Source organism: Candidatus Coxiella mudrowiae, assembly GCA_001077715.1.
GTDB lineage: Bacteria > Pseudomonadota > Gammaproteobacteria > Coxiellales > Coxiellaceae > Coxiella > Coxiella mudrowiae.
Map to the genome: position 1 here is coordinate 479,612 of CP011126.1, position 17,651 is coordinate 497,262.

The window sequence follows — 17,651 nt, forward strand, 5'->3', positions numbered from 1 at the left end:
TTGACTTCCTGGTCAGATTTGTTACTGTACTACTAAAAAAGACCTTCAGGGCGGGGTGAAAGTCCCTAATGGCTGTGATTTTTTTTGTAAAATGAGCCCGCAAGCTTCTCTCAGTTTGGGAGGGCAGATAGTGAATTCCAGAGCTGACGGTTAAAGTCTGGATGGAAGAAAGTGGGGAAACTACTAGCTTTATTATTTCCTTTCGATAATTAAGCCCTTTGGTCGTGATTGTAGATTGTAGATACCATTCTGTTTTAATGTAGTGAGTGGAGATTATGTTTACGGGTCTTGTTGACCATTGCGCAGCAATACAGTCTATTGAAATGTTGCCGGAACGGACAGTGGTATATATTGAGACGCAATTTCTGGATTTGCAGCCTGGAGAAAGCATTGCAGTGGATGGCGTTTGCGTGACCGTTGTCGAAGCGAAATTGAACGGTTTCATTTGTGAATTATCTTCCGAAACTTTAGCACGTACCTCAGCACGCTTTTATAAAATAGGCGATCGGGTCAATTTGGAGCGTGCTTTACGATTAATGGACCGAATGGGGGGCCACTTTGTCACAGGTCATGTCGATCAAACCATTATATTAACATCTAAAGAAGAAGAGACTAAATTCGCCCGAATGGTTTTTAATGGTATTTCAGAAGAATCTCAACTTTATATGATAAAAAAAGGCAGTGTAGCAATAAATGGAGTGAGTTTAACAATTAACCATGTAATGAAAGATGTCTTTTTCGTGATGTTAATTCCTCACACGTTAGAGAAAACAAATTTAAAAGATTTGGTAATAGGGCGCGAGGTGAATGTCGAATTTGATTTAATAGCAAAAATTACTGTTCAAACAACACGGGAGATAATATCTAATGAACAAAGCGTTTGATAGTATCGAAACTGCTTTAAAGACTTTGCGTGAAGGCGGAATGATTATTCTGGTTGATGATGAATCTCGAGAAAACGAAGGCGATTTGATTGTCGCTGCCGAACACGTTACGGCTGACCAGATTAATTTTATGGCTCAATATGGAAGAGGTTTAATTTGTTTGGCAATGATGGCTAACGATTTTGAACGTTTAAATATTCCTATGATGGCTGCTCGAAATCGATCATGTTATCAAACTCCTTTTGGGGTATCTATTGAAGGAGCTTATGATGTCACAACAGGAATCTCAGCTCAGGATCGAGCTCGCACAATTCGTATCGCGATTGATGAGAAAAGCGGGCCTGACGATATTGTTATGCCCGGCCATATTTTTCCCTTGAAAGCGAAAGATGCAGGGGTTTTAGCCCGGCCGGGGCATACTGAAGGAAGTGTCGATTTGTGTCGTTTGGCAGGATTGAAGCCAGCCGCTGTTTTATGTGAGGTGTTGAGTGAAGATGGTAGTATGGCGCGTTTGCCCGATTTACAACACCTTGCCGAACGCCATCAGATTCCGCTTGTCAGTATTCATGATTTGATTACTTATCGCATCAATCATGAAATTTTGATTGATGAAATTTCTGCTTCCACGTTGCCACTTAAAAATCAAGGTAAATTTACAATTAAAACTTTTCGTAGTTGGATTGATAATTTAGAACACGTGGCTTTAATTAGTCAGAAAAAGTCAAGTGATAAATCCTGTCTGGTACGTGTTCACTCGGAATGCCTAACAGGCGATGTGTTTGGCTCTTCCCGCTGCGATTGCGGTTGGCAATTGGAAGCCGCGTTAGATGAAATCTCTAATCGTGGAGGAATTTTACTTTATCTACGCCAAGAGGGTCGTGGCATTGGTTTAGGGAATAAAATAAAAGCCTATGCTTTGCAAGAAAAAGGCTTGGATACGGTAGAAGCGAATCATCACCTTGGTTTTGCAGCAGATTTGCGGGATTATGGGTTGGCAGCGCAAATATTGCGGGTTTTGGGAGTGCGAAAAGTTTGTTTATTAACCAATAACCCTAACAAAGTTGCAGGTTTAAGGCGTTATGGAATCGAAGTTTTAGAACGGGTAGCTTTAGAAGCAGTCCCAATAGGCGATAATATTCGTTATTTAAAAGCAAAACGAGAAAAATTGGGTCACTTGTTAAATTTAACAGCGGAGCCGATTAATGACACGTCAACTTAAATTCGCTATTGTGGTTAGTCAATTTAATCAACCAGTGATGGAGAAATTATTAACTGGAGCTCTGGCTCGTTTAGCGGAGTTGGATGTTAAAGAAAATCAGATTAAAACGGTTTGGGTGCCGGGGGCGGTGGAAATTCCATTAATGGCAAAACGAGTAGCAAAAACTAAACGTTATGATGCCATTGTTTGCTTAGGCGCAGTCATCCGAGGAGAGACTAATCATTATGATTACGTCTGTCAGCAAGTAAGCTTGGGATGTCAACAAGTAGCCTTAGAATATGAAATACCCGTTATTTTTGGTGTTTTGACCACGCAAAATAAAGAACAAGCTTTTGCCCGTGCAGGCGGAGAGCGAGGTAATAAAGGGACTGAGGCTGTAAACGCAGCAATGATGATGATTGAAAGTATAAGAGATATTGAAGTTGATGCATAATAGTAAAAATCCCATTTTGCAAGGTATTTCTAATTGGTTTGTTCGTCATTTTTCGGACCCAGAAGCATTGGCCCTGTTTTTCACCTTAGTCTTTGGTTTTTTATTAATTGAATTTTTTGGGAAATTTTTATTGCCAGTAGTGATAAGTGTGGTGCTTGCTTATCTCTTTGCTTCACCGGTGCGGTGGTTGGAACAATGGCGGGTTCCCCACTGGCTTGCGGTTACGCTAGTCTATCTCTTTTTCTTAGGTCTTTTTGTACTTGCTCTTTTTGGTTTGCTGCCATTAATGTGGAAACAGCTTGTTAGCATGGTGCATGAATTTCCTCGGGCTATTACTAAAGGCCAAGCGTGGATGACTGAGTTCATGCACCACTATCCCAAATTGTTTCCGACGGATCCGCTAACCAACTTTGCTGTTTATTTACATCAGCAATCAGCCCGAATTGGACAATTTATTTTATCCTTTTCCCTAGCTTCGATCCCTGGCATTATTGAGATTATTCTTTATTTTTTATTAGTGCCTTTACTCGTATTTTTCTTTTTAAAAGATGGGAAAGCTATTAGTATTTGGCTCAGCTGTTTTTTACCAGAGCGACGTGGACTTATTCGAATTGTCTGGCAGGAAATGAATGAAAAAATCGGTGCTTATGTTCGGGGGCGGGTGGTTGAAGTAATTATTGTTAGCTTTGTTTCGGTTATCGCTTTTGCGTTATTAGGACTGAAATACGCCTTTTTATTAGGGGTGCTATTAGGGTTGTCTGTGATTGTGCCCTATATTGGCGCAGCGATCGTTACTATTCCTATTGGTATTGTGGGTTTAATGCAATGGGGCTTATCCGCGCATTTTGCTTATTTAATGATTGTTTATGCTGTAATTATCACTTTAGATGGAAATTTATTGGTACCACTTTTCTTTTCAGAAGCTATGGATCTACATCCAATTATAATTATTTTATCAGTTCTGGTTTTTGGCGGTATTTGGGGATTCTGGAGTGTATTTTTTGCTATTCCCTTAGCTACGTTGGTGAAAGCAGTATTAAATGCGTGGCCAAAAGCTAAAAAAGTAAATGATCCGAAACAAGGAGAATTACCGATTGTGCTAAAAAGTAGCACAGAAGAGGGATAAAATTCAGCAATTACGGAATACGAAATTATTTTTCGCTTTCTTCCTTGCTACCAAAGTCGCTACCAAAGAGGCTAGCTGCAGACATTACTTTTTCTTGGGTAATTTTAATAACTTTTTGATTGGCGTGGTTTAAAGCGGCTTTGATGAGATCTTCAATAACTTCTTTTGATTCTTTTAGAAGTTCGTTAGAGAGAATGAGGTTGATGACTTCATGTTGAGCTGTAAGGGTTACTTGAACCATGCCAGCACCCGATTCACCGGTAACTTCAATTTTTGATAATTTCTCCTGCGCTTTCTGCATCATCTCCTGAATTTTTTTTGAATTTTTCATCAAATCACCGAGATTAAATTTGCCACCAATCATTGCCACCTCTTCAATTTAATTGTAATTTTCAATAGGTACTCTGGAATGGAACGCGTAACTTAATGTACCACCGTCGAGGTATTCCAATTCACCACCAATTGGCACGCCATGGGCAATGCGCGAACACTTTATTTTAGTCTGATCTATGTGATTTGCAATATAATGTGCTGTTGCTTTTCCTTCCATGGTTGCATTGGTAGCGATAATGAGTTCTGTGATGGTTTCGTTCCGCAAGCGTTCAATGAGAATAGGAATTCCAATTTCGTAAGGCCCTATGCCATCTAAGGGAGAAAGACGTCCTTGAAGCACAAAATAACGACCTGAATAGATCTGAGTTTGCTCGAGGGCAGCTACGTCGGCTGGACTTTCTACCACGCATAAGAGAGTCGGATTACGTTTTGGATTACCACAAATGTCACATACATCTTGTTCAGTGTAAATCCGGCATAATTGACACTCTCCAACTTGGCTAATAGCGGATTGTAGAGATTCGGCTAAAGCCAATCCCTTGGCTCGTCTGGATTTTGCAAGAAGATGAAAAGCCATCCGTTGTGCAGATTTGGGCCCCACGCTGGGTAAGCTTTGAAGCGAAGTTATAAGCTGTTTTATGAGTGGGCTAAACAAAGATCTCTCTCTTAGTTGGTAGAACCGTCCGTAAGGGCTTCTTGTCGACCATCTTCTCCTTCTCTACCTTCTTCTATGGAAATATTGCTAATATGATCAGGTATATGCATATTTTGAAGAGGTTCAATTGTCTTAGATTGGGTGGTTTTTTGAATAGCTTCGCTCAAATTTTTCCAGGCTTCGCGAATATGCCATTTAAATTCCTTAACCCCGCCTTGTAATGCGCGCTCGTCAAATTCAATATCTTCAAAATTATAAGTTGCCGTCATTGTAATCCGAACTGTTTTTTTGTGCGATTCACCGACTAATTTCATATCAGCTAGATTGGAATAGGTAGACTGCATCTGTTGCTGCATGTCCATAATGCTGTTTTTTATGTTTGCCAGTTAGGCGATTATCGGTTTCTGGTAATGTTGCCATTGAAATACCCACTTAATTTGGATAGTTATCATTTTTCGTCCCGCCTTTTATGCTTTTTCTTCATGCGGAATAATGCTTTCCTTTACCACAGTCGCGTTGAAAGTTTGCATTATCCGCTGAACCTGATGATCATTCAAAATTCTTTTTTCCGCTTCCATCTGGCGATTTTGAGCTACTTTTTCAGCGATGGCAGAGGGTGTTTCTCCGGAATTTTCGCTGACATCAATTTTCACACTGATAGATCGATTAAAATATTTGCTTACTGCTTCCGAGATTCTTTGGACCTGTTTTTCTTGCAGCAAGGGTTTTTGTTTGGGATTTAAAGTTAAATGCAAATGCGTTTCAGTTTTTCGGTTGAGACTGCATTGTTGTGCTAAAGCAAGAGCAGCGCCTGTCAAATTTAATTGAGGTAGTAGTTGATACCATTGAATTTCTTCAGATGATGAAGAAGAGTGCGTTGAGCTAGCCGTTTTCTGAGAAGGTTTATTTTTAATTTCTGGCGACGTCGATTCAGGGTAAAAGGCAAGCATTCGTAATAGCGTCATTTCAAATCCCATTTGTGGACTCGGAGAATAGGGTAAATCTCGTTGCCCTAATAGGCCAATTTGATAGAAGAGCTGCACATCTTCGCCGTGAAGGAGGTTCGCTAGCTGGCGCAGTCGTTCATTATCGTTTTCAATTTGGGCGTCAGGAACCGCTTGAATAACTGCAATTTGGTGAAGTAAGCCCAATAATTCGCTAAGAGCATTAGAAAAATCCGCTCCCTGTTGTGACAGTTTGTTGATACAGCTCAGCAGATCATTTCCCTCTTTGTGGGTAAGGGCCTCTAGGATATTAAACAATAAAGTCGGTTCAATGATTCCGAGCATAGTCTTCATATCAGCTGTAAGGACCTTCCCATTCCCGTAAGCTATCCCTTGATCTAAAAGACTCAAAGCGTCGCGAACGCTTCCATTAGCAGCTTGAGCTAATAGATCGAGTGCTGCCTTTTCAAATTCAATATTCTCTTCTTCTAAGATGCTTTCACAATGAGTGGTAATTTGGGCCGGTAAGAGCGGGGTGAGGTGAAACTGCAAGCAGCGGGATAAGATGGTTATGGGTAATTTATGATACTCTGTAGTGGCAAGGATGAATTTAACATGGCTAGGCGGTTCTTCCAGAGTTTTTAACAAGGCGTTAAAACTATGACCCGAAAGCATGTGCACTTCGTCAATTAGATATACTTTAAACCGGCCTTTCATTGGCGTATATTGAATGTTATCCAGCAGCTCCCGCGTATCTTCTACTTTGGTGCGAGAGGCTGCATCTACTTCAAAAAGATCGGGGAATCGACCGGAATCGATTTCTTTACAACTTCCACAGATATTGCAGGGATTAGCGGTAATACCTTTTTCACAATTAAGACATTTAGCGAGCAGTCGCCCTAGAGTCGTTTTACCTACGCCCCGGGTGCCGGTGAATAGATAAGCGTGATGGAGATATTGTTGATTAAGAGCGTTACTTAGGGCCTGAATAACCGGCGCTTGACCGATCACTTCTTGAAAGCATCGAGGACGCCATTTTCGTGCTAAGACTTGATGAACCATCGATCCATTCCTAAAAAAGCAGCCACAAAAGCCACACCCGGCACCCAAATCCACCGGTTACCGTTGCTCCCTTCCGGGCCTGGCGGGGTTTACGGCAATTTGTCGCGAGGAGGGACCTCGGTGGCCACCGAACTTAGCATACGTATCGTATCATATTCCAAACGTCCATCTGTGCGGCAAGATTGGCCGTAGATGGGTTCTCCATCCTTAGTGTACGACTAGCCAGATGTCGGAGAGGGAGGGATTCGAACCCTCGGGTACGGGTTAGCGCACACACGATTTCCAGTCGTGCCTCTTCAACCACTCGAGCACCTCTCCTGTCACGTTCTAGAAATCCTATTCTCAGTTATCCCCACAATAACGCGAAAGTGATCCAGATTAAACTAGAATGCCGATAAGTGCAATAAGTTAGCCCCGTGGACTCATCTAGTTTTCGGTAGTGTGGTACGCGTTCTAGGGGCCCCTTTTTGCGAAGTGGGGTGAGCTGAGAAAGCCTACTTCCGGAAATTCCGCACAATTTGCCCAAAAGGTAGTATAACTATTTGATTTTAAAATAGTATTAAGAAAGGGCTTGCCGAAGGATCTGGAAATATATCTCAGAAAGATTATCAAGACCTGCAATGGCAGTATTCTCATTAACGTGGTGAGCGGTTTTATTGACAGGCCCCTAGTTCAACGACTTCACAACCAGCAGCAGCCAGAAATTGGCCATCGGAAGTTCCACCATATGTATTGGATTCAGTCTCACGCTGGCAAATTTCTTTAATGGTTTCACGGGTGATCTCTGCTAATTTGCCATTCCCGCTAAAAAAAGGTTGGCTGGAGAGGTTCCACTGGATCTCATATTTAAGCTGTTGTTGGTCGAGAATCGTTTCGAATTTTTTTTGAAGTATTTCTGGAGAATGGATAGGGGAGAAACGAAAATTAAATTTGGCTTTTAATTTTGCTGGAATGATATTAGCGCCCCCCCCATCTGCTTCAATATGATAAAACTGCAACGAAGTAGGGGTAAAATAATCATTTCCTTGATCCCAAGTCGTTTTTGCTAAAACATCAAATGCTTGAAAACAGCGATGAATGGGATTATCAGCTAAATTTGGGTAGGCGATATGGCCTTGCTTGCCGAAAATAGTGAGGTAACCGTGAAGTGATCCCCGCCGGCCGATTTTAATGGCATCGCCCAAGGCTTTATTGCTGCTGGCTTCACCCACGATACAATAATCCATTTTTATATTCTTTTTTTGTAAATGTTCCACTATCTTGCGCGTTCCATTTTTTGCTGGGCCTTCTTCATCACTGGTAATGATGAATCCGATTGTACCGTTATGATCGGGGTATTGCTTAACAAATTTTTGGGCGGCAACGACCATAGCGGCTAACCCGCTTTTCATGTCAGCAGCTCCTCGGCCATAAAGATATCCGTTTTTTTCTGTAGGAACGAAGGGGGGAGACATCCATTGTGTTTCATCTCCGGGCGGGACAACATCAGTGTGGCCTGCAAAAATAATGAGCGGTGAGCTTTTACCGTGCCAAGCCCATAGATTGCTGACTTCTGCAAAGGGTAAACGTTCGTATTGAAATCCTGTGGAGGTTAAGTGCTCAATTAAAATGTCTTGGCAACCAGCGTCATGGGGAGTGATAGAAGGACGTTCGATGAGTTGTTTTAAAAGTTTTAGTGTGTCGCTCATATTAATTTTCGCGTAAAAGTTCATTTAGGGAAATTTTGTTTCGAGTTTTTTCATCCACCTGTTTAATGATGATGGCGCTGTATCGGTTGTAATTTCCTTCTGGAGAAGGAAGGCTCCCCGATATAACTACAGAACCGGAAGGAATTCGTCCGTAAGTAATTTGTTTAGTGAGTCGATTATAAATAGGAGTACTTTGGCCGATGAACATACCCATGGAAATAACGGCACCTTTTTCAATAATAACCCCCTCTACAATTTCAGAGCGCGCACCAATGAAACAGTCATCTTCAATAATAGTAGGATGTGCCTGTAAAGGTTCAAGAACGCCACCGATGCCAGCACCGCCAGAAAGGTGAACATTTTTTCCAATTTGCGCGCAAGAACCCACGGTGGCCCAGGTGTCAATCAAGCTTCCTGAATCGACATAGGCACCAATATTGATATAACTTGGCATAAGTACTGTATTCCGGGCTAAATAAGCGCCTTTCCGTACAATTGCATGGGGAACAATGCGGATCCCTTGTCCGCTGAATTCCGCTTGGTGATCATTCTTTAAAGGGATTTTGTCATAGAAAGAAGCGTAACCTCCTTTAAAGGTTTTGAGAGGCTCGATTTTAAAATAAAGTAAAATGGCCATTTTAACCCATTCATTGGTCCTCCATTGCTCATTACGTTTTTCAGCAATACGAATTTCTCCCCGATCCAGCAGTTCAATAGTTTGATGTACAGTTTCACGAATTTTGTTCGGAGTAGTAGTGTTGCTGGTGAATTCGTCTTTGTTGTGATAAGCCTCTTTGATAAGGCGCTGGAGGTCACTCATTAGGTATCCCTTTGGTTTTCAGTTGCTGTATAATAACAGATATTCCTTATAGGAAAGAAGTCTTGCGTTCGATGGATTGTCTATGCAAGGTTTTCTGCCATAAGGTCTTTTTTAGCAAGGAATCTCTGTTGACGCATTTTAACATCGACAGTATCATGTTTTTCTTTCTTAAGACCGCGGGGTATAGCGCAGTCTGGTAGCGCGCCTGCTTTGGGAGCAGGATGTCGGGGGTTCAAATCCCTCTACCCCGATTCAGATCGTAGTGATTTTTTTTGTTTGAGTTTGATTTCTAACTTAAACTTGATCCTCGAGTGTAGTTACATGATTATAACTAACGGTATGCGCCCGTAGCTCACTCGGATAGAGCATCGGCCTTCTAAGCCGAGGGTAGCAGGTTCGAATCCTGCCGGGCGCGTTTCAGAGGACTGAAGGCAGAAGTAGTACTAGTACTCCGGGTACAAAAATAATTAATTGTGGTACGAAGTAAATGACTTAATGGTGGGCGTAGCTCAGTTGGTAGAGCCCCGGATTGTGATTCCGGTTGTGTCGTGGGTTCGAGTCCCATCGTCCACCCCATTTCTGATCGTATTACTTGGCCTAAGCTCCTGCTGGAGGCACACACTTGGAAAAGCAAATCATACCTGTTTTATTAGCTGGGGGTATTGGGAGCCGATTGTGGCCTGTCTCTCGGGAAAGCTATCCAAAACAATTTTGTAAGTTATTTGATGATCTATCCTTGCTGCAAAAAACGGCGGAAAGAGCCCGATATGTTTCTGGCATTTCGGATTTAATCGTAGTTACAAACGAAAATTATTATTTTTTATGTCGGGATCAATTGGAGGCTATTGGTTTTACGAATGTTCATTACATTTTAGAGCCTTATCCAAAAAATACAGCTCCAGCCCTTGCTTTAGCTGCTCAATATGCCTGCAAGTATATAGACCCTAATACTACCTTACTCGTATTACCTTCCGATCATTACTTAAGTGATCACGTTGCTTTTAAAAGCACAGTAGAAACAGCGCTTCACTTAGCTAAAAAAAATCATCTTGTTATATTTGGTGTTAAACCCCATTCGCCTAAAACCTGTTATGGATATATCGAAAAAGGAGACCCGTTCGCAACCGGATTTCGGGTGAGTCGCTTTATTGAAAAGCCCTCATTTCAAAAATCAAAAAAATTCATTTCCCAAGGAGGATTTTATTGGAATAGCGGCATGTTTTTATTTAAAGCTCAAACGTACTTAACTGAATTAGAAAATTTAGCCAATGATATTTTTATTGAAACTCAAAAGGCTTTTCGAGTTGCAAAGAAACAATCTGAATTTTTTCGAGTGAGTAAAAATTTTAATTCCTGTCGAGAAGGCTCTATTGATTATGAGCTTATGGAGAAAACCAATAAGGCAGTTATGTTGCCGCTTTGCACTCAATGGAATGATCTTGGCTGTTGGTCATCGGTGGGGGAAACAGGAAAGCCTGATGCTGAGGGTAATGTCCAATATGGCAATGTGCTGATGAGCAAATGCCAGAATTGTTTAGTTAGTTCTGAAGGCAGGCGAGTAGTTGTCATTGGTGTGAAGGATCAAGTGATTGTAAGTACTCCCGATGCTATTTTGGTGATTGATAAAGATCATGCCCAAGAAGTAAAAGCTGCTGTAGAACAGATGAAGTTGCAACAAGATTCTGTTGCTACTGAGCATAGGCGAATTTATCGTCCGTGGGGGTATTACGAAAAATTAGCTTCGGGCGTGGGATATCAGGTAAAATATTTAGTGGTTAATCCTCGCGCAGCACTTTCCTTGCAGTTACATCATTGTCGTTCCGAGCATTGGGTTGTGGTCAGCGGCGAAGCCGAAGTTGTTAATGGTGAAGATCACTTTCGTTTATTTCCTAATCAATCTACTTATATCGAAAAAGAAACCAAACATCGATTCAGCAATCTCAGTGACCAACCCTTATTAATGATTGAGGTGCAAAGTGGCGATTATTTAGGAGAAGACGATATTGTGCGGTTTGAGGATGTTTATGGGCGGATGAATAATGTATTAATCTGATAATACTGATTATCTCTTTAAAACTTACTTGACTATTTTTCAAGAAATACACCTTAATCCAAAACGAACCGCGTTTTTATGAATTTTTTTAGATTATTATAACGATCGGGAAAAATTCGCTTAATTACCCTTAATAACTTAGAAACAAATTGATATTGGACCATTTTTAAAATTTGTCTTTTTATTATTAATTTTAAAATTTTTATTTTTCCATTGTTTTGTTTATCGATTGGATAGCTGAGTAGAGAGATTTCTTTAATGATTCCTGGGATATATATTTTTTTTCTAAAAAATTTTTTGTTTATTCTGGGATAGAGATCTGTAATATGAGCATAAATTGTTTCTGGTTTAGAGATTCTTCTCGCAGGAACATTTGTGTTGAACATAGTTGAAAGCGCAAGGAAATAATTTGTTAGATTATTATAAGTGCCAAGATTTATTTCCCCAATTGGGGATTTTTTAATGAATCTTATTGATTTATTTTTCTTGGTAGAGAGAATATTCACATGGGGTCTAATAAGCTCTTCTAAATTTGGTTGAAAATGTGATGTTTGCTCACGGAGGCAAAGAATTTTGAAGCCGCGATAATTTTGAAGCGACTTTGCATATTCCATGAAAATAGTCAGGGAGTGGTTAGAAAGAATTGCTGAGAAATCAATAACTAATCCATCAAAGAAATTAAGGCTCTCTGGTTCTTGAATAATGGATTGAGCTATGAATTGACTCGAAAGAAAATAAACATTGTGTTTTATAAATTTAGTATAATTTTTTATGTTTTCAAGGCCCTTTAAATTGGGGTAATAGAAAATTAATATATTTAATTTTTTGTCTTCAATCGTTTTAGGATTGATTTTTATCTCTTTCAGGCCCTGTACAATTGCATTAACACACAGCTTAAATCGTTTATCATAGGATGTTCTTTTTGCAGTTGAAAGTCGTTTTTCAAGTAGGTCCTTGTCAAAACGCTCTTTACTAGCTTGACGAATTGCCTTCTCAAAGTCGTCTACATTGGATGCAAAATGAATAACTTTTTCTTTGTCTTCTTTTATTAAATTATCAATCGGTGTGCTTACCACTGGTAAGCCACTAGCTAAATATTCGTATGTTTTTAGAGGGAAAGATACTTTGATAAAGTTTTTTTGCACGAATGGAATAATCCCCACTGTTGATCGATAAGCTATTTCTCTAAGTTGTTCGAGCTGCATTAATCCTAAATATTTTACATTTTCATGAGCCATGAGATTTTTCCAACCTTGATCATTTTCAAAAACGACTTTTCCACAAAATACAAATTTCCAATCCTTCATTCTCTTTACGAGTTGATTGAGTAAATTGTAATCAAGTTTGTTAAAAATATTACCCTGATAGAAAGCTATATTTTCTTGTGTTGGAATATTTTTTCGGGCAAATAAGGAATAAAATTGATAATCACAACCATTGTTTATAACAATAGAGGAACCTGTATAGTTACCGTTAGTATGGTAGCTTTCTTGAATACCTTGTGATACACAGATTAATAAATCGGTTGCTTTTAATGCTAGTTGGTCGAGATTATATAAGGATGTTTCCTTCTGAAAAGTTATGGGACCATCATAGGAATAAAAAGCTTCAGTAGCGTGATAGACTACAAAAGGAAAATAAGTTGAATGGATAAATTCCCAAAAATTGCAATTATAAATCCAGGCGAGAGGCCAATTTATATTTTTTTCTTTTAATGCTTTGGTAAGTAATTGATTTTGGATCGAACCATATTCGTTATATATATGCAATAAGGTGACATTAGATAGTTCAGTTTTTTCAAACTTATAAGCCGGTTTATCAAGATCAGCTTGAATAAAGATTACAGGGGCTATGGTCGATAAGCGCTTTGAATAATGATAACGATTACTTCGCATTTCCGTATGCCAATTAGACCAGGTGAACATAATGATGCTGTCTATTTTACTTTTCAGTGCTTCTAAGGCTTGATTAATTGTCATTCTATTCCTTTCTCTGATTAGTCTATATCATATTCAAGACATATTGTTTCCATTTTGAAGTAATAATTTCTCTCCATTCTCGACTGCCTGGGGATGATATATTTATTTGGAATGTTTTCTTTAGCCAATCGACTTCCGGAGCAGGAAAACCTAATTTATCTACTCGCAGTCTAACATCCTCTGGGACTATGCCTTTTATAGCTTCGCGTAAAACAGCTTTAGTGTAGCCTTTATTTATTCTAAGCGATACAGGAAGGGATAAACAAAATTCAACGATGTCTTTGGAAATAAAAGGAACGCGAGATTCTATAGAAAATGCCATGGAATTCCTATCCTCATAGCGGAGCAGTTGTGGTAAGTTTGAATCACAAACCAAATCTTTGAGTTGTTCCTCAAAATCCCCTTGGGGCTGGTTAAGTTGAAATAATCTGCATTCATACTCATCAACAAATTCGCTTTTAGAATTTATAGATAAATTTGGATTTAATAAATTATTGCATTTAGTCTTTAGATAATATTTAACAAAATTAGAGAATGATTTTTTCTCAAGAGAGATATTCATTCTCTTTTTTGCTGCTCGCAATTCTTGGCGGTAAAGAATATAATTTCCTTTATTCAGTAAAGAATTTAGATAAATAGGTAGACAGCCTAGATAACCTGCAAGCATTTCATCTGGTCCTTGACCATCCAAAATTACTTTTATTTGGGAAGTGGAAATTTGTTTAAAAATTGTATATTGAGCAAAAATGCTGATACTTCCAAAAGGCTCATCTTGAATAGAAATTAACTTAGATAATTCATTTTGAAAAGATTCATAGGTGGGCTCGACATATATTGCTATAGCTCCAGATAATTCAACAACTCTTTTTGCCCAATGAGACTCATTAAGGTGGGTATGATTCGGATAATAGATAGTAAAAGTTTGAAGGGGTTTCCCTTTTTGCAATCTGCTAACAACAGAGACAATTGTTGAAGAATCGATACCGCCACTCAGACAAGAACCTATCTGAACGTCACTTCGCATATGAAGTTTAATACTTTGAATAATAAGATGACGCAAATTTAATGCTGCATCGCCTAAGGAGATTTTTTTGATGGTTTTAGAGGGAGCCGTCCAATAGCGAATAAAATTTAATTTTCGAAGCGGTTTATTTAGATCGATAATACTGTAATGTGCATGGGGAAATCGTTTAATGTATTTAAAAAACGTCCAATCTTTTCTTTCTAAAAAGGCATTTTCAATAAAAAGTTGGACGGATACATCATCAATTTCATTAAATCTTGAATGAGCGACTCTTAAAGCTTTGGGTTCGGAGGCAAAAAATAAATTATCTTGAACAATTCCGTAATAAAGTGGCTTTATAGCAAATCGATCTCTCGATAAAATAATTTTTTTTTCGATCAAATCATATAGTGCTAAGGACCACATTCCAATAAATAAAGAAAAAGCATTGTGTCCCCAATGACGAAAGCATTCGAGAATAACTTCAGTGTCGGAATTAGAATTAAAAATACTTTTTCTTTTTTCACATTTTTTACGAAGTTCTATATAGTTATAAATCTCACCATTATAAGTCAATACATAACGACCATCATAACTGAGCATAGGTTGTGCAGCATGATTCGTCAAATCGATGATTGAAAGTCGTCTATGACCCAAAAACACACGACGGTCGGATGAATACCAAGTTCCTTCACCATCTGGTCCTCTATGGAGCAAAGCATTCTTCATTTTCTCGATTAAGAGATCCGAATTAAGTGAGACGTTGTTAAGAGATATGATCCCTACGATACCGCACATAATTTATGTTTGTCTAAATTTGAAGCTTTTTCAAAGTATAATGTATGTTTTTTCTATTATCTAGAACTTTTTAAAAAATAACTTAGAAAAGAAACATATTTCTCTTAAATTGAAGTGAATTCTTTTTTTCTGACGAACAAAATTTAACCATTTAACTTAGTAGGTTGCACGAGTCTATTTGACTTTTTTTAGAGTGATGTATTTTATTTTTCATAGAGAAGATTGAGGTTTTAAGGTTAAATTTAACAATATTAAGCGAATATCTAAGGTATGGGACAATTACTATAGGGATAAATATAATTTTGGACTTTTTAGAAAATTGCTTATCTATGTAACCGTACAATGAGATAAATTTCTGTTCATTACATCTAGGGGTTTGGTTTTTAAGTACTTTGTCACATTGCATTTGAGCGATACCTATGCGAATTCCTCCATTTAAAACGAGACCATTTAAAATAAGAAAGTAAGTTCCTGGGCTTAATTGAAAAGTCGGTGATATAAGTTGATAACCCATTGCCGTACTGCTAGTTTTTATTAAAAAAGAGTGATTAAAATTTTTTATTAATATCGCGCTTTTAGCTTTTAAACTAGCGATTGAGTGCAGAATATTCAGACTTCCACCCTTCTGCGGGAGGTTGTTTCAGCATTGTTTGGGACGCATAATTCAAAGGGGATATGTAATAAGCGTAAGGACCGTATTGATCCAATTCCTTAGATTGGATACTTAGAGAAGTTGTTTGTGGGGTTGCCCAATAGTTTCTATTATCAGTAGAATTAAGAAAAGATTGATAATTTTCAAAGTAATAGAGAAGATCTGATGGTTTATATCTGTCAGTGTTTAGACTTCCAATGACGGTATGAAAAAACGTGTCGATATCATTTCTTGAATAGAAATTTATCATTTCAGCGGATGGAATTTTATGCCCTGAGGCAACTTGATTAAAAGTAGCTTTTGCTATGAGGCCGATAGTAGGATCAAGAAGTAAAGGGATTCCTGTATATTTAGTAAAAATTTGCACATGATTTTCGATGATTCCGCTGTTCCAACCGACAAATATTATTTTTATTGGAGCAATCGGATGCAGCAATCGATATAATTCGTAGGTTACCCTGAAATAATCTGAGCAAACTAAAGATGAGCATGCTAAGTCTGTCTGGAGAGAATGGGAAGAAGGTGGGGGTGATCAGACGCCATAAGGCTTTAATTTATAAGCCACGAGAGTTGCAAAAACTATTTTGCGACCCATATCATTTAACTGAGAAAATAGTTTTCCTAACGCTGTAGTAAAGGTGGTTTCATATTTCTTATAGTTAGGTGTATATAGTATTTGGGTTTTTCTGAATTATGTTCAATATTGCTTTGGATAGAAATGGTGTTTTTTCTGGCAATCCAACGGATTTAATTGTTATTGACAGAGCGCTGATCATTAAAACAATTTTTAAGAATAACAAAAATTTTCGCTTTCGAAATAAATTTACCTTAACATTTAAACATAGAAAATCCTTTAAAGAATTTATAAATAGCCACCATTTTAATAGCCACCATTTTGCAATTTTATTTTAATTGTGACAGATATTGCTTAGTTTTTAATTACTTTCTTTTTCTTTAGGGGATTATTTTATTATTTTAATCTTATATTGTGTCAGTATTATCCTTTTAAGGCAATTTTTATCGTGGAATCGATTCGCAATGAGAAGGCTTTGATATTTGAAGCTTTCTTGCCGTCTAGAAACTAGATAGAGTGAACAATGGAAACTTTTCTTTAGCTATTTAAATTACAAGGGAGTTTATTAGATGTTATTCCAAGCAAAAAATTAAATAGAAAAAGTCCTAAGTTTTGGAAAGAAGATGGAACAATTCTAATACCAAATATTGGACTGAGCACAATGTAACTTTTCATAGGCTGTTTAATTCGATAGAGGAATCATTGGTCTATTTCCATTGGCGTAATGATCAATATTAGAATTATATAGAATTGATGCCTTTAAAAGGCTACGACAATAAAGTCATTTTAGACTTTAGTTATAGAACTCATCACCATTTAATTGGTTTTTGGCCATTATTTCAAACCTAAAAAGCTAATAAGTGCTGATGTTTCATCCTCTTCTCTTGAAGAAGCAAGAGGTGTCGGTTAGAAATACATAAAATAGAAACGGAATTAGTCCGATTAGATGAGAACTCTTCAAAGTTACTATTTGAGGCCGATTCAATTGATCATATCCATAGTTCCGGTGTTATTCCACCATATACAAAATCCAGAAAAAGTTCTAAATGAATTCAAAAGAATTTTAAAACTGGGCGGATCCACACGTGTAATGGTTTATAATTATAACAGCTTATGGGTACATCTTCATTAAGAGGATTTTTGAAGGTGTCAATATACTAATATGGATTTAATTGAAGCATTTAGTGAGACAACAGATGGTAGTAGATTGTCCTCGCTCAGTTTATTATTTTTCTGAAGAATTAATTGCTTTAAATAAAATAATTGGATTAAAGTGTAGTTATCTTGGCGCTGCAATCTCAATATTTGAGATGTCTTTATTATCAAAACGCTTTGATGTGATAAGATAATGAATTTAGCTCTACCGAGTGAGCATCGTAATTTTCTTTTGTCATTGACTTTTGATGAAAAGGATATGTGAAATATCGT

At 38.0% G+C, this 17,651-nt stretch carries 13 protein-coding genes, 4 tRNA genes, 1 other RNA gene, 2 pseudogenes and 1 riboswitch; of the genes and pseudogenes, 9 read left to right on the forward strand and 11 right to left on the reverse strand.

Annotation, left to right across the window (positions count from 1 at the left end; all coding sequences use genetic code 11):
- Positions 1–37 precede the first annotated feature (37 nt).
- A riboswitch (FMN riboswitch) is annotated at positions 38–177 on the forward strand.
- Positions 178–275: 98 nt separating this feature from the next.
- The 4 genes from CleRt_RS02320 to CleRt_RS02335 are packed head-to-tail and all read left to right on the forward strand — an operon-like array spanning position 276 to position 3,662.
- Positions 276–884 (forward strand): riboflavin synthase, encoded by a 609-nt coding sequence (locus CleRt_RS02320; RefSeq protein WP_048875045.1) that lies wholly within the window; start codon positions 276–278, stop codon positions 882–884.
- Positions 868–2,103 (forward strand): 3,4-dihydroxy-2-butanone-4-phosphate synthase, encoded by a 1,236-nt coding sequence (gene ribB / locus CleRt_RS02325; protein ID WP_048875046.1) that lies wholly within the window; start codon positions 868–870, stop codon positions 2,101–2,103. The genes CleRt_RS02320 and ribB overlap by 17 nt, the downstream gene beginning before the upstream one ends.
- On the forward strand, positions 2,087–2,536 hold the full coding sequence (ribH, locus tag CleRt_RS02330) for a 6,7-dimethyl-8-ribityllumazine synthase (protein ID WP_048875047.1): 450 nt from the start codon (positions 2,087–2,089) through the stop codon (positions 2,534–2,536). The genes ribB and ribH overlap by 17 nt, the downstream gene beginning before the upstream one ends.
- Positions 2,529–3,662, forward strand: coding sequence for an AI-2E family transporter (locus tag CleRt_RS02335; protein ID WP_082160409.1), 1,134 nt, complete (start codon positions 2,529–2,531; stop codon positions 3,660–3,662). The genes ribH and CleRt_RS02335 overlap by 8 nt, the downstream gene beginning before the upstream one ends.
- A gap of 25 nt (positions 3,663–3,687) precedes the next feature.
- On the opposite strand, the gene CleRt_RS02340 is transcribed toward CleRt_RS02335, so the two are convergent.
- From CleRt_RS02340 to dapD, 8 genes and pseudogenes are all read right to left on the reverse strand, one after another.
- A complete protein-coding gene (locus tag CleRt_RS02340) occupies positions 3,688–4,026 on the reverse strand; it encodes a YbaB/EbfC family nucleoid-associated protein (protein WP_048875048.1) in 339 nt (112 codons plus the stop codon).
- A gap of 15 nt (positions 4,027–4,041) precedes the next feature.
- Positions 4,042–4,650: a recombination mediator RecR gene (gene recR / locus CleRt_RS02345; RefSeq protein ID WP_048875049.1), complete on the reverse strand. Its 609-nt coding sequence runs from the start codon at positions 4,648–4,650 to the stop codon at positions 4,042–4,044.
- Between the two features lie 11 nt (positions 4,651–4,661).
- A pseudogene (locus CleRt_RS02350) lies at positions 4,662–5,070 on the reverse strand (YbaB/EbfC family nucleoid-associated protein).
- Between the two features lie 47 nt (positions 5,071–5,117).
- Positions 5,118–6,656: a DNA polymerase III subunit gamma/tau gene (gene dnaX / locus CleRt_RS02355; protein WP_048875050.1), complete on the reverse strand. Its 1,539-nt coding sequence runs from the start codon at positions 6,654–6,656 to the stop codon at positions 5,118–5,120.
- 24 nt (positions 6,657–6,680) lie between these two features.
- Positions 6,681–6,775: signal recognition particle sRNA small type (gene ffs, locus CleRt_RS08815), an RNA gene on the reverse strand.
- Between the two features lie 111 nt (positions 6,776–6,886).
- A tRNA-Ser gene (locus tag CleRt_RS02365) sits at positions 6,887–6,974 on the reverse strand.
- 241 nt (positions 6,975–7,215) lie between these two features.
- Positions 7,216–8,344, reverse strand: a pseudogene (gene dapE / locus CleRt_RS02370) (succinyl-diaminopimelate desuccinylase).
- Position 8,345: 1 nt separating this feature from the next.
- Complete coding sequence (gene dapD, locus CleRt_RS02375; protein WP_048875052.1) at positions 8,346–9,164, reverse strand: 2,3,4,5-tetrahydropyridine-2,6-dicarboxylate N-succinyltransferase; 819 nt, start codon at positions 9,162–9,164, stop codon at positions 8,346–8,348.
- A gap of 177 nt (positions 9,165–9,341) precedes the next feature.
- On the opposite strand from dapD, the gene CleRt_RS02380 reads away from it, so the two are divergent.
- From CleRt_RS02380 to CleRt_RS02395, 4 genes are all read left to right on the forward strand, one after another.
- A tRNA-Pro gene (locus tag CleRt_RS02380) sits at positions 9,342–9,415 on the forward strand.
- 90 nt (positions 9,416–9,505) lie between these two features.
- Positions 9,506–9,579 (forward strand) — tRNA-Arg (locus tag CleRt_RS02385).
- An 83-nt stretch (positions 9,580–9,662) separates the two neighbouring features.
- Positions 9,663–9,740 (forward strand) — tRNA-His (locus CleRt_RS02390).
- Between the two features lie 46 nt (positions 9,741–9,786).
- Entirely contained in the window at positions 9,787–11,217 is a 1,431-nt protein-coding gene (locus CleRt_RS02395; protein ID WP_048875053.1) for a mannose-1-phosphate guanylyltransferase/mannose-6-phosphate isomerase, read from the forward strand.
- Positions 11,218–11,270: 53 nt separating this feature from the next.
- On the opposite strand, the gene CleRt_RS02400 is transcribed toward CleRt_RS02395, so the two are convergent.
- From CleRt_RS02400 to CleRt_RS02415, 3 genes are all read right to left on the reverse strand, one after another.
- Positions 11,271–13,196, reverse strand: coding sequence for a glycosyltransferase (locus tag CleRt_RS02400; RefSeq protein WP_048875054.1), 1,926 nt, complete (start codon positions 13,194–13,196; stop codon positions 11,271–11,273).
- A 22-nt stretch (positions 13,197–13,218) separates the two neighbouring features.
- Entirely contained in the window at positions 13,219–14,997 is a 1,779-nt protein-coding gene (gene asnB, locus CleRt_RS02405) for an asparagine synthase (glutamine-hydrolyzing) (RefSeq protein ID WP_082160410.1), read from the reverse strand.
- 587 nt (positions 14,998–15,584) lie between these two features.
- Complete coding sequence (locus CleRt_RS02415; RefSeq protein ID WP_162198811.1) at positions 15,585–16,016, reverse strand: hypothetical protein; 432 nt, start codon at positions 16,014–16,016, stop codon at positions 15,585–15,587.
- Between the two features lie 1,153 nt (positions 16,017–17,169).
- Here CleRt_RS02415 and CleRt_RS13915 point away from each other — a divergent pair.
- Positions 17,170–17,355, forward strand: a complete 186-nt coding sequence (locus tag CleRt_RS13915; RefSeq protein ID WP_371440248.1) for a methyltransferase domain-containing protein — start codon at positions 17,170–17,172, stop codon at positions 17,353–17,355.
- The last annotated feature ends 296 nt before the right edge of the window (positions 17,356–17,651 follow it).

What these genes read in the sequence shown, in the direction of transcription:
- CleRt_RS02335 (WP_082160409.1), top strand. Translation starts at nt 2,529, where the DNA reads ATGCATAATAGTAAAAATCCCATTTTGCAAGGTATTTCTAATTGGTTT.
- ribH (WP_048875047.1), top strand. Translation starts at nt 2,087, where the DNA reads ATGACACGTCAACTTAAATTCGCTATTGTGGTTAGTCAATTTAATCAA.
- CleRt_RS02340 (WP_048875048.1), bottom strand. Translation starts at nt 4,026, where the DNA reads ATGATTGGTGGCAAATTTAATCTCGGTGATTTGATGAAAAATTCAAAA.
- CleRt_RS13915 (WP_371440248.1), top strand. Translation starts at nt 17,170, where the DNA reads ATGAGAACTCTTCAAAGTTACTATTTGAGGCCGATTCAATTGATCATA.
- ribB (WP_048875046.1), top strand. Translation starts at nt 868, where the DNA reads ATGAACAAAGCGTTTGATAGTATCGAAACTGCTTTAAAGACTTTGCGT.
- asnB (WP_082160410.1), bottom strand. Translation starts at nt 14,997, where the DNA reads ATGTGCGGTATCGTAGGGATCATATCTCTTAACAACGTCTCACTTAAT.
- dnaX (WP_048875050.1), bottom strand. Translation starts at nt 6,656, where the DNA reads ATGGTTCATCAAGTCTTAGCACGAAAATGGCGTCCTCGATGCTTTCAA.
- CleRt_RS02320 (WP_048875045.1), top strand. Translation starts at nt 276, where the DNA reads ATGTTTACGGGTCTTGTTGACCATTGCGCAGCAATACAGTCTATTGAA.
- CleRt_RS02400 (WP_048875054.1), bottom strand. Translation starts at nt 13,196, where the DNA reads ATGACAATTAATCAAGCCTTAGAAGCACTGAAAAGTAAAATAGACAGC.
- dapD (WP_048875052.1), bottom strand. Translation starts at nt 9,164, where the DNA reads ATGAGTGACCTCCAGCGCCTTATCAAAGAGGCTTATCACAACAAAGAC.